The following is a 15738-nucleotide window of genomic DNA, read 5'->3' on the forward strand; positions in this document are numbered from 1 at the left end:
ATTTGATAGACACGCAAACCTAAAGTACAAATACGGAAATAGGCATTTCTGGTGTAGAGGCTACTACGTCGATACCGCGGGAAAAAATGCGAAAAAAATCCAAGAGTATATCAAAAACCAATTGGAAGAAGACTATTTGGCGGATCAGATAAGTATGAAAGAATTCATCGACCCGTTTACGGGTCAGCAGGTCAAATAAAGTATGAAAATAGGCGCTTTAGCGCCAACTGGGGATTTGTTGCAAGAGAAAGAAATTCAGAGCACGTGAGTGCTGCCAGTAACAGCCCCTTATAGGGGCATAACAAACCACCGGCTAAGCCGGTGGTTCTGATTTACATCCGGTAGATAACCCGAGGCGCTGCATCCATTGTCCCGGCAACCAACTCCCCTTTCTCTAATTTTTCTCTATGATTCGCTGCCTTCGATTATTCGAAAATAAAGTCTGCCCCTACCCTTTTCCGGCTTCCTCTTCGTAAATCCCTAGGAGAGCAGGATTAAATATAAAAAGCGCTTAGCTCTCAAGTAAGGGCTAAGATTATCAAGTCTCCTGCCAAGCATTTGGGGCTGCAAGAGATATGGCGTGTTTCTTGCTGCCAAAGTGCATTTTATCATCGTTTCAAATAAATATTAGTCCCATATGGTAAAAATCATTATGGATTTTCTAAAATAAAACTGAAAATTTCTTCAAATCTCATTCTTTCGGGTGATGTGGAGAAATTGTAAGGCTGATATAATTTGCCTAACTTCATAAGATGCGTCAGTTTATGCCAAGAATCTGTCTTTGAAAGGAAGGGCTGAACATGAAAAGGCATTTTTCAACTTTTAAAAAGAGTGGAGCCTTTATTTTCGCAACGGTGCTGGTCTTGACCCTCTGTTCTTGCGGGGGCGAGAATGTCACTCAATACAAAATCAAAAATGACAAGATCGGAACGGAAGTCTCTTTTGACTTGCCGGGCAGCGAAGAAGATTGGGAGGTGGTCGATGATAAATTTGGAGGAACCTCGGAAGATTTTAGTTACTACCCGCAAGGTGACGATTTAGATGCTACAAACAGCTGGCGTATTTATGTAACAGTGACCGCCGGAGAAGATTTGTATAAGAGGGTTACCGTCGACGGAAAAGATCCTCTGAACGAAAACGAAAGCGTGGTCGAATCCGATTCGGGAATGAAATGGCTTAAGACCACAAACGACGACTATCATATCTACTACGGAACTTGCCTCGACGAATATTTGAATGGCTACCATGTGGCAGAAATAAAGATTCTACCAAATGGTAATCTTGAAAAAGGTCAAGAACCCGACAAAGAGCTTTTTGGAAAAATAGAAAAAACGATTATAAACAGCTTTAAGTATAACAATAAATATAAAGACAAACCTGATTTTTCGGATGCGGCCTATACCGGCAGTCATCTGGTTAAATGGCCCTTTGATATTCCTTTTGAAAAGGGCGCGATAAAAGCTGAAGAATATCTGGACAATAGCGAACAATCTGTACGCTTTCGATACGAAGATGCTGAAAACCCAGGCACCGTCTACTGCGTTGACTTGGTTCGTGACGCCCTGTATAAGCCTGAAAACAATGACGGCAAATCCTACCTTGACGAATATTTTTCTTGCAACGGAAAAGAAGGATATGAGGACATGGAGATTGCCGGTCATCCATCCGCGGCGCGGTTCAACTATGAAAACTTTAGAGATGAGATCATCATCGAGCTTGCCGATAACAAAGCTAAGAAATATCCCTTATTTGAAATGTCCATTTTTATAGAAAGTGGCGATGACACCATTAAAGTCGATGAAAAGAGCAAGCAAAAGATTATTGACATGGTGACGGCCATCGTAAAGAGTGCAGAATTCCTGGAATAAGCCAATGATCATCCGGCTTTATTTATGAATATGAAGGCAGATCTGGAGCAGAAAAGGTCGTCCTGGATCGGCAGGGGGCTGTATATTTGAAGTCAAGACGGATAAAGACGGCAAATCACAGATACCGTTTTTTATAGACTCCAACCCAGATGACCCTTCCTAGGATTCTCAGAACCAGTCTGAGGATAGATAGCCGAAGATAGATAGCCGTCAGCTGCTTTAGTATCTTGGCAGCTGATGCTTTCTATAAACTTATAGTGGTAAAAGCCGTCCCTGCAAAGCATCTTCAAGACGCTTATTTTGCACACGGCAAATAATTGAATGAAAGGAGTATGTCTTATGGATTCTTATGGAGGAGCAGGCGGAGGAGATATTTTCACCCTCATTATCGGTATTGTCGTTGCACTTGTTATGATTGCAGGAATGTGGAAGATGTTCAGCAAAGCCGGCGAACCGGGATGGGCATCTATAATCCCTTTTTACAATGCCTATGTACTTTTTAAAATAACCTGGGGAAGCGGCATCAAGTTTCTTCTCTTGCTGATTCCTATCGCCAACTTCGTTATACTCATCATGACCCAGATAAAACTCGCAAAAGCCTTTGGAAAAAGCACTGGTTTTGCCGTCGGCTTGATACTCTTGTCTCCTATCTTCTATGTGATACTTGGATTTGACAGTTCAGAATACCTGGGAGTCCCCGTCACCACAGTTACTCAAAATAATTAAATTGAAAAACTCACTTTCTTTATCATGGTTTCTTTATTAAATCCAAACGCTTCGGATTCAATCACATGCCAATGAACTGCTACCGTTAAGAAGGCAGTGACAAACCATAAAAACGACCGGCAACAGCAATGTTGCCGGTCGTTTTTTATTGCTTCCCACTCTAGGGGAAGGCAACAGCCTGTTTTTACTGCTGATATAGAAGAGAACATTGCCTACCCTGGTATCAAGCAATGCCCTCGGGCAGTCTACTGTCCGTTTGACTCCAGGTCTGCTGACAGGTCGAAAGTCTTCGCCGGTAGTAGGTAGATTTATGCCTTTTCTACCCATATAAAAACTCCCTTCATAAGGAACAGTGATTTTCTTCACTGCCGCTCATAAAGGAAGCCTATCAATTTTGGAAAGAGTTATTTTATTATTCGCCTTTTGCTTCGTTATCTCTTATGAAAAGCATAGTACCCTCCATGGCATATATATTATTAATATGTCGTTTCGGTTTCTTATACATTTTTTAACGCAGCAAAATATAAACCATAATCAATTTGTCTATATGCAGTTACTTCATATGCTCTATAAAACTCCTTTGTATCAAGTTCGCTTTTTTAAAGTAGCTACACCAGCGATGGCATTTTCGTCCAATCCTTACCTTCTAATAAAAAATCCTATCAAATCGGAAAGCAAAACTGTATCTTTCATTATTAAGTTTGATTATCAATGAATATACTTTTATTTCTGATAGCAAATCTGAAATATCATTTGAAACGTCAGTGAAGAAAGAAATGTTTTCACACATATTTTCCCTCGATGCTATGAAAAAACCTGTTTATAATGTATTTTTTGAATGCTTTGCCCATTAGAAATAACGTTTTTAATATAAAGGATGAATCCTTTATATTTTATCTATCATTAAGTGCATGAAAATATGCGTTTTAATTCATTTCTGGCACTTCAATATATCTATAGTCAATATTCTTTTCATCGTCTATAAATCTTTCTTTATATTTGTTCTCTATGAGAACTAATCAGACCGGATGCGAAAAGTTTTCTCAGTTCCTTCTGAAATGATTCAGACACCACGTTAAATTCCTTATGGTTTCTTCCAAACTTTCTGCTTTGATAAAATACAAGTCCGCCTAATGAATGATCAAAAATACCCATTGTATTATCAATGTAAAATTGTATTCTTTTAAACGGAATTTTAGATAATGCTTTTAAGCTAAAGTAGTCTTCATATTTGAAAATATACCAGTCTGACTTATCCATATAATTTCTTATTTCTTCTAGTAGTTGATTCAAGTCTTTCTTGTTATTGAAAGTCCTATTTGAATAAAAAGAACTCGTTGGATGATTACTTACTCTAAAGGTAATAAATTCATTCTCACCTTTTATTAGTATAAAGTAAGCTGACTTAGTTTTCTTTGCAAAAGAAAAACTTAAAATTCTCTCATCAGCATTCAAAATATTTTTAACTTCTGATTCTAATTTATCCATGACATAATCTCCTTAACTTGGTCCCTTGAATCAAGTTCTTTCGTCGGCCCGACTGTTGCCGTTGCCGCCTCGGAAAGGGAGGCACTGTCGTAAAGACATCGGACTCTGTAAAGACAAGCTCTCCACCGGAATACATCTTCATGTATTTATAGCTGTTTCGCATACCGCTTTCAAGCTCGTCAGCAAGTCCGATTTCTCGGAACACTTTCGCTATCGGCGGATTGCCTGAATGTCTTTATAATTAGGTTTCCGTGTCCGTACGCAAGATTCGCATTCTCTGTTGCGATCTTAACCGACAAGGAGAAGCACTCCTTTCTCTTTTTCACAAGCGGATTATCCGTCCTGATATTCAGTCAAAGCATCCGTATCAATTGATTTAATTTCAAATGTTTTCCGTGTTGACACGCAGAAGTTATACTCAATCATAAGTTTTACAAGTTTCTCACCATTAATCAAAATAATGTGGTGAACATTTGCGTAATCCTTAGCCTTCTGCGAGAACTTGGCTGTAGTAACGAAAAGTCCATCGCCATGTTTCCCAGCAATTGCGCCAACAAAACTCTGTATATCCGGTTGGCCGACAACTCTATCCGGATCCCATTCCTTTGCCTGCATATAGATTAACGAGAAACCAAGTTTATCCTCCATTATAACGCCATCAATTCCATTATCACAAGAAGCAGCTGTTGCATGACTTCCATAAGCCACAGTTCCATACCCCATCTTCGAAAGCAGATCAACAACAAGCTTTTCAAATGTGTATGGTGGAATTTTCATAACCTCACTCAGCAAATCAGAAGCAAGGCTTGCATTTATCTGCTTGTAGGCGTCTTCGAGTTGATCATCGGGTGTAAGATCATTCGTCATCGAAACTGTAGATACTATACTATCTTCATTTGTTGAATCAGAAGCCGATACAAAATCTGCAAATGAAGGAAACCGTTTAAGATATCTGGAGTCTATCTTCTCCGGATCCTCTGCAAGCACCTTCTTTCCAGCTTCAGTGATGACGATAGTGGCACGGACAGGACTATCAAGGAGTCCAGCCTTTTTCAGATAGGTTTTCGCCCATCCGACCCTATTTTTAAACACGGTTTGCCTGCCACTAGGAAGCATTTCTGCGAGGTCTTCTTCTGATAGATTTAGCTGTTGAGCTAACACGGCAGTAGCGTCTTTAATTTTATAGACCTCACCGTCTTTTACGGCTGCCAATAGAGGCTTCATCAATTCATCGTATTTTGGCACTGCCATTTTTAATCCTCCTTATTTGTTCCGTATGGCGCAGGTTTTTCCGCTACCATCTGTAAATCCTGGGATTCTTTACTGAAAGCCTCACTATAGATAACCACCCGATGATCCATGTCATTGTTGTCCGTCCACAACTCGCACTGAAGCATTACTGTGGCAACCGCATCATCCATGCCCTCCGGCGGGTATTTATGTTTCTTTAGCAGTCTCTTAATCATCATGCGCATCTTGGCACGTGCTGAATCACGCTTTTGCCAATCGATGGACCGATTCTTTCGGAGTGCCTCTGTGAGCTCTTTTGCTATAGCAATCAGCTCATCATTTTCATAGAAGTCCTTAATCGCCTGCGGTTTGGTAAGGGCATCATAGAATGCCAGCTCGTCCTCAGAAAGTCCCAGTTCATCCCCGGCTTCATGTGCATCACGAATCTGCTTTGCCATTTTCAAGAGTTCCTCGATGACTTCCTCATTGGTAAGCATTCCGTTCAGGTACCGGTTTATGATGCCCCCGATAGAACTAAAGAAACAGATATGTTTCCATGCAAGAAAACCGATTTTTTCATGAGGTTCTTTGGTGGCAGTCAACTCTCAAAAGCCCAAAAACACACCACTTTTGGCCCTTATTTATCTATTCTTGACATCAATACTACGCACTCAACATGGCTCGATACCTCCTGATTGATATCAAAAGTCCGTCAAATTACGCCGTTCGTCCAACGCACGAAAGTGCTCATCAACTATTTTATTTAGCTGAGCTGCAATCTGTGAAGCCGTCGCCGTCTTCGTGAGCTCTGGAGTCTTTACACCTCCTACTCGTTATTCCTTTTCTTTCTTCGCTTCATATGGTGCCGGATCTTCGGCCGCCATCATCAACTTCTGCTGTGGCGTAGCGGCATAAGTTGTTTCCTTCAACTCCGCACCCGGCATCACATACGCCTTGCCCCCCTTATTGTACGTAAGATTGAATACCAAATCGGACAACCATTTCTTGAACGACGGATTATCTTGAAACTGTTTGAACAGTTCCATATTATCAGACATGATTGAAAAAATAACCTGCTGCAGAGCGCGTTCGCTTTCAGTGCGCGCTTCCTGCGCATCAGAATTTCTCATGGCGTTTTGATATTTTTTATCCTTCGAAACCATCTCAGGAATAACAAGAATCTGGCGCCGCATATTGTCCGCGTCTTTCCAGTCGATATTTCCGAACATATCGTTAAAGTCCATGATGATCTTGGATAGCGGATCCATTTCCGGTCCAACTATATGGCCGACCTTTCCTGCCGGTACCGGTGCAATTTCCGCGTCAGCGTCTTCCAGTTTGATGGCTATTGCCTCCTGCGCCTCATTGCGATAGCTTTTCAGGTCAATTGTCTGAAGAATGCCTTCCGAAAAATCATCGTCACGTGGCGAGGGAAGCTTCGGAATCAGCAAATGCAAGAAGATTGACAGTTTTTCCCAGTCAACATTTCCATAGGGAAGAATGGCGCCGAGGAAGCCGTACGTACGAACAAAGGACTTTGCAGCACTCTTGAACTTGATCTGATCATCTAGTTCAAGCTGATTATATACGGCTGTGCATGCATCCAGAATCGGATCAAGACGATCACGTTCTGCTCCACTCAGGAAAAGGTCAACCAGCTGTTCCACCTCCCTGTCATCATAGACCTGATCGTCATCCATAATGGCAATCAAGTCGTATAGCTTATTGGGATCGGTTTCGCCGGAAAGAATTGTTGTTCTGTAGAACTTCGCAAACGCCTTCTCAATCACAGCCGTCGTGTTTGCAAAATCCAAGACATAGACTTCATCCTTACCGGGATAGGCTCTATTCAAGCGTGACAGTGTCTGCACAGCAGCAATATCATAAAGTGGCTTGTCCACATACATCGTCTGAAGTAGCGGCTCATCAAAGCCGGTCTGGAACATATCCGCAACGATCAGGATCCTATAGGGATCTTTTTTGAATTCTTTCGGAATCTTCGCGTCTGAAAATCCATTCATAGATGCGGACATCAATGCCGGTTCCTGCCCCTTATATTTGTGCTCTCCAGAAAACGCCACGATCGTCTTGTACGGACTGCGTCGGTCTGCGAGGCACTTGTTGATCGCATAGTAGTATTCAATACATCTCGAAATGCTGGCCGTGACCACCATCGCCCGCGCTTTGCCCCCAATTTTCTTCTTGGCGATGACCTGCTCATGGAAGTGCTCCACCATAATGGCGGCCTTCTTAGCGATAACGTCCGGATTGCCCTCGACAAAAGCACGCAGTTTTTTCTGCGCACGCTTCTTATCAAACATCGGATCATCCTCGACCTTTTTCATGATCTTATACCAGCTGTCGATGGTCGTGTAGTTCCGCAGCACGTCAAGGATGAAGCCTTCCTGAATTGCTTGCTTCATCGTATAGACATGAAAGGGGCGATGCTTGATTTCTCCGTCCTCTTCATAGGCAAGGCCGAACATTTCCTCAGTCTTGTTCTTCGGAGTGGCGGTGAAGGCAAAGTAGCTGGCCGAAGAGACGAGCTTGCGCCCCTCCATCATGGCATTAATCTTATCCTCATTATCTGCGTCTTCATCACTAGCAAGGCCGGAAAGGGCCAGATTCATATTGGCGGAGTTCCGTCCGCTCTGACCGGAGTGCGCCTCATCGATGATGATGGCAAACTTGTTATTCTTATGTTCCTGTCCAATCTCAGAGATAATGTATGGGAACTTTTCAATCGTTGATATGATAATGCGCTTGCCGTCCTGAATCGCCTTACGGAGATCCCCGGAATGCTCTGCCCATGTCACGGTGTTCTTGACCTGCATGAACTGCTTAATTGTATTGCGGATTTGCTTGTCCAAAATACGGCAGTCGGTCACCACGAGAACGGAATCAATCATTGGACGGCCGTCCTTCTCAAGCCCAATCAGCTGATGTGCGAGCCATGCGATCGAGTTTGATTTACCGCTCCCGGCACTGTGCTGAATCAGGTAGCGTTTACCGACGCCATTCTCCTGCACATCAGCCAGCAGCTTCTCCACGCAGTCGAGCTGATGGTAACGCGGCCAGATCTGCTTAACGGACTTCTTTTTGGTATCCTCGTCGACCTCTTCGACCACCTGGGCGTAGTTTTCGATAATCCGGGATAGCTTTCTCTTGGTAAGGATCTTCTTCCAGAGATAGTCCGTCATCAGGCCGTCCGGATTGGGCGGATTACCCGCACCATCTTTATAGCCTTTGTTAAACGGCAAAAACCAGCTGCTTTTCCCGGCAAGCTTCGTGCAGAACTGAATCGTCGCATCATCCACTGCAAAATGAACCATGCAACGTTTGAAAGAAAATAGGGGGTCATGCGGATCGCGATCTTCCTTGTACTGTCGAACAGCATTTTCTGTGTTTTGCTTGGTGAGCTGATTCTTCAGCTCCATCGTAATGACCGGAAGGCCATTGATAAAAAGGCAGACATCCAGTGCCAGCTCTCCAGCATCCTCTGAGTAGCGTAGTTGCCTTGTCGCGCTGAAAATATTCTTCTCATACATGGCTCTGGCCTGATGGTTATTCTCAGTCGGCGTCAAATAAAACATGATGAGGTCTGCCGGATAGACCTTTACGCCATTGCGCAGCACATTAATAACGCCGCGCTTGGCAATCTCGCCGGACAGACGGTTCAGAAACTGCCGTTTTTTCGTATCCGACATAAGCACGCCCAGCTTATCCATTTCCTTCGGCTGCGTATCCTGCAGAAAACGAAGCAGACGTGTCTCGTCGACAGCGTACTTTTTGTTATAGTCGGCGTTCGTTCCTTCCTCGTATCCGTTCTGCTCCACCAGCCACTTCACGATTAAGGATTCAAGGCCACTTTCCTTTGTATTGGTAAAAGCCATTGTTAATCCTCCTTCGCCTTTTTCTTTGCGATACTTTCGACTTCTTTTATAGTTTCCAGATACGCCTCTTCAACCGGTGACAGATTCTGCACCAGAAAACGCCGGTATTCTTGTTTTGCTTTTTCCATCGCTTGCTTATGGCTCACTTTGCCTGCGCCGGTGAGCAACTGCTCTCCTGTAGAAGATAGAATACGGTCCAGATGCTCCACATAATCACTCATGTGCATACGACGATGGCGTAGCGCCTGTACTTCTGCAAAATCAAAATATCCTGAAACAATTCCGTTGAGTATCCGCAGTTCCTCTTCCGATAAATAATTTTTGGCGATGCCGATATCTTTCGCCGTCGGAAAATCTCCAGAGAAAGCAGTCAGACCCATAAACGGTTTATCCGCGTCGGCGCGTTCGCAGATAAGCTCCGCCGCCGTGTGACCATGTGCGGCAAAGTGTAACTTATTCTGCACCATCTTGAAAAAAGCGACCGACTCCGAACTTTTCGGATCGTAGTCTACACTGGTCGCATACAGGTCAAGTACCTGCCGATACATCACTTTTTCAGAGGAACGAATATCACGAATGCGATCAAGCAGCTCTTTCCAGTAGTTTCCGCCGCCGAGATCCTTCAGCCGCGCGTCATCCATTGCAAAACCCTTGACCATATATTCCTTCAATCGTTCTGTTGCCCAACGGCGGAACTTGGTGGCTACCATGGATTTTACGCGGTATCCCAAAGAGATGATCATATCAAGGTTATAATACGGAATATCTCTTGTGACCTGCCTGCTGCCCTCGGTGCGAACCTGTCGGAAATTCCGACAGGTTGAGGCTTCATCCAATTCACCCTCTTCGTAGATATGCTGAATGTGCTCTACAATATTGGTGCGGGAAGATTGAAAAAGCTCTGCCATCTGCTGCTGACTCAGCCATACGGTCTCATCCACAAAGCGTACATCGATCTTCGTATGGCCATCTTCCGTCCGGTAGATAACAATATCACCCTGACTTTCATTGGGTGCAAGTTTTCTCTCGTCGGCCATACTTATTCCTCCTCTTCGTTCAATCCTTCATTGACTTCTGATTCGCGCTCGCTGTCATCATCAGCGGCATTGTCCACATACTCATATTCGGGGACGGTAATGTTTCGAACATCGATTTTGCCAGTGACAGCGTCTGAAATGATCCTTGCTTTTAATTCCAGAAGATGTTTAATATTTTCACGCTCTATTTCTATAATTTTATCGATCTGGACAAGTCTCTGTTCAATCTTGGCAAGAATGCTTTCCTGTTCTTCAATACCAGGTATTCCAAGAGTAAAATTCTTAATGTAATTAACAGATACTCGCTTCTGGCCTGCAGAGCCTGTCATTACCTCTTCGCCAAGTTTTCTGAATGGCCTTGTCATGGTAATCATATAAAGATATTTTGACAGAACTTTTTCAGAAGGACGCAAGTTAATAAACTCTGTTGTACCAAACCCAATGTCAGTATCAAGATCATCTAAGCAAGCTCCTTTCCCATTTTCAAAACACGGTGTAATTTTTGCTACAACTACATCGCCCTTTGAAAATGAGGAAAATCCCGTTCGTACATCCGCTATTTTTTTCTTTATTGAGCAGTCAACGTTGCCGGTTTCAGAGACATTTTCCATTGGAAGGAACGTAACCAAATCCGAGTCGTTCTTCGTCTTGACAATATCTGAGATCGAGGCATTTGCTCTACAAATACGTTTTAATGGCAAAACATCCCAAGTAGCAGGGACTTCTCCAAGCCAATAAATACCGCTATCTTTTCTATCAGTGTTTTTAAACCCGTACAGCATACCTTGGTCTATTATTGCTTTGCGCAGCTCCCTATAGACAATCACTTGTTTTTTCTTGACTGAAATCAATCTGTTGACCGCAGAAACCTTCCAATCCAAGAACCGCACAATCTGGTCTTGCTCAGCGCGGGGAGGGGCGGGGATTTGTGTTGATTGGAATGTGTTGACATTGATTGTTTTACGCAGACCAGTATAAAGTGGCTTTAGCAACTTTCCATTATCCAATGCCAGATAATAGTAAAGGATATAACGAGAATTGATATTGTTAACGTCCATAATGGTATATGCACCTGTCAACATACCATCAAAATTGGATAATCCAACGGTTCTCGGCGTCTCATCTACATCAAACAAACAGAAAACCATATCCCCCTTTTTAATAACCTTATATTTTCCAAAATCAGAAGGGAATTTTCCACCTGCATCCAGATCTCTCGGTATGATTCCATTAAGTGTTAAAGAAAGCAATGTATATTCAGATGAACGTTCACCGACTTTCTCTTTTATCTCGGTGAAAATATTCTTGTTTCTTCTAATTTCCCAATGTGCTGGTATAGTCTTAAGCCAAGGGAGATTCATCTCTTTATATTCACTATAAGACTTCATGAAAAGCTCTCCATGATCTCCGCCAACACACCATCAGCCTCTTTCTCCAGTTCATGGAGTGTGGCAAGAATATCACTCATTTCGCGCAGTTCCACCGGTTTATAGAAATACTTGGTGAAGCTGATTTCATAGCCGATCGCCGTTTTCTTTTCGTCCACATAAGCATCCGGCGCATAGGTCAGCACCTCATTTTTCATGAAAGCTTCAATGCCGCCCTCATAGGTGAAAGGAATGTTCTCCGTGTCGCGCAGGTCAACATCCGGCTCGCCCTCAATGGGCTTTGCGGCGGGGTCTTTCTCGGTGATAAAGGGGCGCAGCTTTTTCAAAATGCCGGCTTTTAGTTTCGTGGCTTTGGCAAAGGCGGTCCAATCATCGAGTGGTGTGTCTTTTGGAACAGAGGCAAGCGCCTTTTTAACACTTGCTATTTCATCCGTCTTTTTGAAAGTGCCTGCTGGAATTCCTCTCTCAGGATACACGCGCAGGCGCAGCGGGCGTTCCACCGTGATTTTCCAATAGGCAAACTCATTGTTATCAAAGACCTTGCTGACATCGCTTTCTTCCATGGCAAGGAAAATGCGAACAATTTCTTTGCGCAAGTCCGGAGTAAATTTGCAATTCTTTTTACCCATATTCTTACGAAGCGGTGATTTCATTGCCGTCGCATCAATCAGCTGAATTTTTCCTTTGCGACGTTCTTCTTTTTTGTTGGACAGGATCCAGATGAAGGTGCCGATTCCCGTGTTGTAGAACATATTCTCAGGTGCGGCGATAATTGCTTCAACAAGGTCATTTTCGATCAGATAGCGGCGTGCGTTACTTTCTCCGCTGCCGGCATCTCCCGTAAATATGGATGAGCCGTTATGGACTTCTGCAATACGGCTGCCAAGCTCGGTATCCTTTTTCATCTTGGCGACATTATTCAGAAGGAACAAGAGCTGACCGTCGCTGCTGCGAGGTATCATCGAGAGGTCTTCTCCTCCCTCAATGTAAGTATTGAAACGGGTGTCAAGGATTTCCTTTTTGCCGCCCATTTTCTCTGCGTCGGTCTTCCAGCTTTTTCCGTAGGGAGGATTCGAAAGCATAAAATCAAACTGGCGGGAAGCGTGCTGATCGTCCGAAAGGGTAGAGCCATACATGATGTGCTGGGCTTCTTCGCCATCTCCCTTTAAAAGCATATCCGCAGTACAAATGGCATAGGTTTCCGGATTGATTTCCTGTCCGAACAGGTGAATGGCCACCTCTTTGCCGCGCTTCTTAGCAATCGTCAAAAGTCTATCCTGCGCTACCGTAAGCATCCCTCCCGTGCCGCAAGCTCCGTCATAGCAGGAATAAGAAGCATCCTTGATCTTGTCAGCAATTGGAATAAATATAAGGTCAGCCATAAGCTCAACCACATCACGAGGTGTCCAGTGCTCTCCGGCTTCCTCGTTGTTCTCTTCGTTGAATTTGCGGATCAGTTCCTCAAAGATCGTTCCCATGCCGTGGTTATCAAGACCGGGATGCCTGAGGATTGTCTTTGCCTCATCCTTATAAATCGGATTTGGACTCAGGTTGATATCGGAAGATGTGAACTTCTCAATGACCGCACCAAGAATATCCGCGTCCACCATCGTGTCGATCTGGTTACGGAACTTGAACTTATCCAGTATCACCTGAACATTCGGCGAGAAGCCATCAAGATATGCGATAAAGTCAGCCTTCAAGGTTTGTGCCTTGGACCGGCTCGTTAAATCCTTCAGCAGAAAGGGAGATGCATTGCAGAAAGCCTGTCCCGCTGCATTGCACAGCGCAGGCCACTGATTATCGATCTTGGCAGCGTCCAGTTGCTTTTTCATTGCCAGAACTGCCGGTTTTTTCTCTTCCAGCATGGCATCCAGGCGCCGGATAACTGTCATCGGGAGAATCACATCGCGATACTTCCCGCGCACATAAACATCACGCAGGCAGTCGTCCGCAATTCCCCATATAAAACTCACTATTTGATTATGAATCTGATTATCCATTTGTTTTTTCTCCTTTGATCGGTGGTAGGTTTTGCCTATCGATCTCCCTTGACAGCAATACCACCATCTCTACATAGCTTGAGTAGTCAGTATTCGTAGAACGTATAATGTCTATAGGCACTAAAAACTATTAAGGTCTTAAAGCAGTAATAGGTAGGACGTAAACACCATCATTTCTTTTATACGCAAAAGGTGCTTTGGCGCATAATACCATCATAAATGATGGTTTGGACATATTTTTTGTATCTATTTTAGATGCTAAAGTTTTTAAACTTTCAGCGCCTTCTTCAATTAATTTATCGCCACCGAGTTTAATTTCAATAAGTCCATAAGCTCCATTTCTTAGATGAATCACTGCATCACATTCTAGTCCGTACCTATCTCTATAATGATAAACTGTTCCATCTAAAAAGTCTGTATAAATTCTTAAGTCACGAACACATAAGTTTTCAAATAAAAATCCCATGGTGTTTAGATCATTTAGTAAATCGTTAGGACCCATACCTAATGATGCTGTTGCAATCGATGGGTCTGAAAAATATCTGGTATCTGTTGTACGTATGGATGTTTTCGACCTTAAATTCGGGTTCCATGCGGGAGAATCTTCTATAACAAATATTTTTCTTAAGGCATCCAGGTAAGAATAAAGTGTTACCTGATCAAATGTATCTGATTGATTAGCTAACATATCTTTCCTAATCGTTTCTAGTGAACTTTGCGTACCTACATGTCTTGCATAGGATTTAAGTAATCTCTTAGCCCTTTCTTTGTCTCTTTTTATGGAATCCACTCTGCTAATATCAGTAGACACAAGGGCATCAAAATAATCTAGGGCTTGGAATAAAGCTGGTTTTTCAGCTAAACCGATCGCTTTTGGCCATCCGCCTCTACAAATTAGAAAAGCAATTTTTTCAAGACTCGTTTCATCAATGGCTGAGATGTTTTCACCTTCAAATAAATCTTTAATGGAAACTTCGCCGCTCGAATCCTTCGATTCATATAAACTCATAGGTCTCATCAAAAGCCTAGAAATTCTTCCTGTACCTGTATGCATAGAATCATCAAATTCATTCGGTACTGCTGAGCCTGTCAAAATAAATTGACCAAATTCGTCTCTATTATCAACCTCATAACGCACAGCATTCCATAAATTAGGGGCAATTTGCCACTCATCAATTAGTCTTGGCGTTTCTCCTTCAAGCAAAGTATTAGGAGAAAGCTCTGCCATTTGCTGATACTGTCTAGTCATATCAGGTTGGTCCATAGAGATAAAACTTTTAGCCTTTTGTTTCGCTGTTGTTGTCTTGCCACACCATTTAGGGCCTTCAATTAAGACTACGCCCTTTGCGTCTAATCGTTCTTCTAACAATTTATCTGCAATTCTGGGTAAATACTCTTTCATAATTTCCTCCCATACCCATTACTTCAGTCAATTTTATCAGTTGTTCAAGTATTTATCCAGTTTCAATTCAAGTATTTGTCTTTTTTTGATTCAAGTGTTTGCCTGTTCACTCTTATATATTTCTGTACTTATGATAAAACGCCTAATAAAGAAGCCCTTAATATACATAGTAGGTCTATTTTTTTGCAATCAAAAGACCCAACTTGGTACGCATTGTTAAAAGGCCTGAGTCCGAAGCAACACCATGAACGAATGACATCCGCATAAAAGGAATGTTATATAAATCAGAACCACCGGCTTAGCCGGTGGTTTGTTATGCCCCTATAAGGGGCTATTACTGGCAGCACTCACGTGCTCTGAATTTCTTTCTCTTGCAACAAATCCCCAGTTGGCGCTAAAGCGCCTATTTTCATACTTTATTTGACCTACTTCTCTTGCATAGGTCTCTTAACGTTTTTCCTATGTTTTCTTTCAATCTCCCGTAGATAACCTGTCACCTATACTTTCGCGCAAACACGATATGATACTTACAATTCCAACTTGTATGTGCTAAGCTTCTCTTATCCATATGGATACCTCCTTGATATTTTATTGCCGATAACACAATAATTTTATCATAGGAGGTTCTTTTTTTACTTGAAGCTAAAGCTTTTTATTCCTACCACCAGCATAGCTGGTGGTTTATTCATGCTAAAGCGAACAA

At 42.8% G+C, this 15738-nt stretch carries 10 protein-coding genes and 2 pseudogenes; 3 read left to right on the forward strand and 9 right to left on the reverse strand.

The genetic code is table 11. From position 1 onward, the window contains the following. The 3 genes from BLQ16_RS09235 to BLQ16_RS09245 form a co-directional block, all read left to right on the forward strand. The coding region (locus BLQ16_RS09235) for a transposase (RefSeq protein WP_200781918.1) at positions 1-199 on the forward strand (199 nt) is incomplete at its 5' end. A 601-nt stretch (positions 200-800) separates the two neighbouring features. Continuing rightward, complete coding sequence (locus BLQ16_RS09240) at positions 801-1868, forward strand: hypothetical protein (RefSeq protein ID WP_091792438.1); 1068 nt, start codon at positions 801-803, stop codon at positions 1866-1868. A gap of 339 nt (positions 1869-2207) precedes the next feature. Next, complete coding sequence (locus BLQ16_RS09245) at positions 2208-2594, forward strand: DUF5684 domain-containing protein (RefSeq protein WP_091792439.1); 387 nt, start codon at positions 2208-2210, stop codon at positions 2592-2594. 993 nt (positions 2595-3587) lie between these two features. Here the strand turns inward: BLQ16_RS09245 and BLQ16_RS09255 are convergent. The 9 genes and pseudogenes from BLQ16_RS09255 to BLQ16_RS09850 form a co-directional block, all read right to left on the reverse strand. Then, complete coding sequence (locus tag BLQ16_RS09255; protein WP_091792441.1) at positions 3588-4082, reverse strand: hypothetical protein; 495 nt, start codon at positions 4080-4082, stop codon at positions 3588-3590. A gap of 333 nt (positions 4083-4415) precedes the next feature. Next, on the reverse strand, positions 4416-5333 hold the full coding sequence (locus tag BLQ16_RS09265) for a restriction endonuclease (protein WP_091792442.1): 918 nt from the start codon (positions 5331-5333) through the stop codon (positions 4416-4418). Positions 5334-5449: 116 nt separating this feature from the next. After that, positions 5450-5833 (reverse strand): annotated as a pseudogene (locus BLQ16_RS09270) (type I restriction enzyme endonuclease domain-containing protein); the annotation flags it as partial. A gap of 312 nt (positions 5834-6145) precedes the next feature. After that, a complete protein-coding gene (locus tag BLQ16_RS09275) occupies positions 6146-9205 on the reverse strand; it encodes a type I restriction endonuclease subunit R (RefSeq protein ID WP_091792443.1) in 3060 nt (1019 codons plus the stop codon). Positions 9206-9207: 2 nt separating this feature from the next. Beyond that, a complete protein-coding gene (locus tag BLQ16_RS09280; RefSeq protein ID WP_091792444.1) occupies positions 9208-10242 on the reverse strand; it encodes a virulence RhuM family protein in 1035 nt (344 codons plus the stop codon). A gap of 2 nt (positions 10243-10244) precedes the next feature. Then, positions 10245-11630 (reverse strand): restriction endonuclease subunit S, encoded by a 1386-nt coding sequence (locus BLQ16_RS09285; RefSeq protein WP_091792445.1) that lies wholly within the window; start codon positions 11628-11630, stop codon positions 10245-10247. After that, a complete protein-coding gene (locus BLQ16_RS09290; protein ID WP_091792446.1) occupies positions 11627-13633 on the reverse strand; it encodes a type I restriction-modification system subunit M in 2007 nt (668 codons plus the stop codon). Before BLQ16_RS09290 ends, BLQ16_RS09285 begins: the two co-directional genes overlap by 4 nt. A gap of 130 nt (positions 13634-13763) precedes the next feature. Beyond that, positions 13764-15035: an ATP-binding protein gene (locus BLQ16_RS09295; RefSeq protein ID WP_091792447.1), complete on the reverse strand. Its 1272-nt coding sequence runs from the start codon at positions 15033-15035 to the stop codon at positions 13764-13766. 430 nt (positions 15036-15465) lie between these two features. Then, positions 15466-15603: pseudogene (locus BLQ16_RS09850) on the reverse strand (transposase); the annotation flags it as partial. Between the last annotated feature and the right edge of the window lie 135 nt (positions 15604-15738).

The organism is Peptococcus niger (genome assembly GCF_900101835.1).
In the GTDB taxonomy this organism is placed as follows: domain Bacteria; phylum Bacillota; class Peptococcia; order Peptococcales; family Peptococcaceae; genus Peptococcus; species Peptococcus niger.

Bases quoted from the DNA above. Each gene is read 5' to 3' on its own strand.
- BLQ16_RS09275 (WP_091792443.1), bottom strand. From the start codon at position 9,205: ATGGCTTTTACCAATACAAAGGAAAGTGGCCTTGAATCCTTAATCGTG.
- BLQ16_RS09280 (WP_091792444.1), bottom strand. From the start codon at position 10,242: ATGGCCGACGAGAGAAAACTTGCACCCAATGAAAGTCAGGGTGATATT.
- BLQ16_RS09290 (WP_091792446.1), bottom strand. From the start codon at position 13,633: ATGGATAATCAGATTCATAATCAAATAGTGAGTTTTATATGGGGAATT.
- BLQ16_RS09285 (WP_091792445.1), bottom strand. From the start codon at position 11,630: ATGAAGTCTTATAGTGAATATAAAGAGATGAATCTCCCTTGGCTTAAG.
- BLQ16_RS09265 (WP_091792442.1), bottom strand. From the start codon at position 5,333: ATGGCAGTGCCAAAATACGATGAATTGATGAAGCCTCTATTGGCAGCC.
- BLQ16_RS09240 (WP_091792438.1), top strand. From the start codon at position 801: ATGAAAAGGCATTTTTCAACTTTTAAAAAGAGTGGAGCCTTTATTTTC.
- BLQ16_RS09245 (WP_091792439.1), top strand. From the start codon at position 2,208: ATGGATTCTTATGGAGGAGCAGGCGGAGGAGATATTTTCACCCTCATT.
- BLQ16_RS09295 (WP_091792447.1), bottom strand. From the start codon at position 15,035: ATGAAAGAGTATTTACCCAGAATTGCAGATAAATTGTTAGAAGAACGA.
- BLQ16_RS09255 (WP_091792441.1), bottom strand. From the start codon at position 4,082: ATGGATAAATTAGAATCAGAAGTTAAAAATATTTTGAATGCTGATGAG.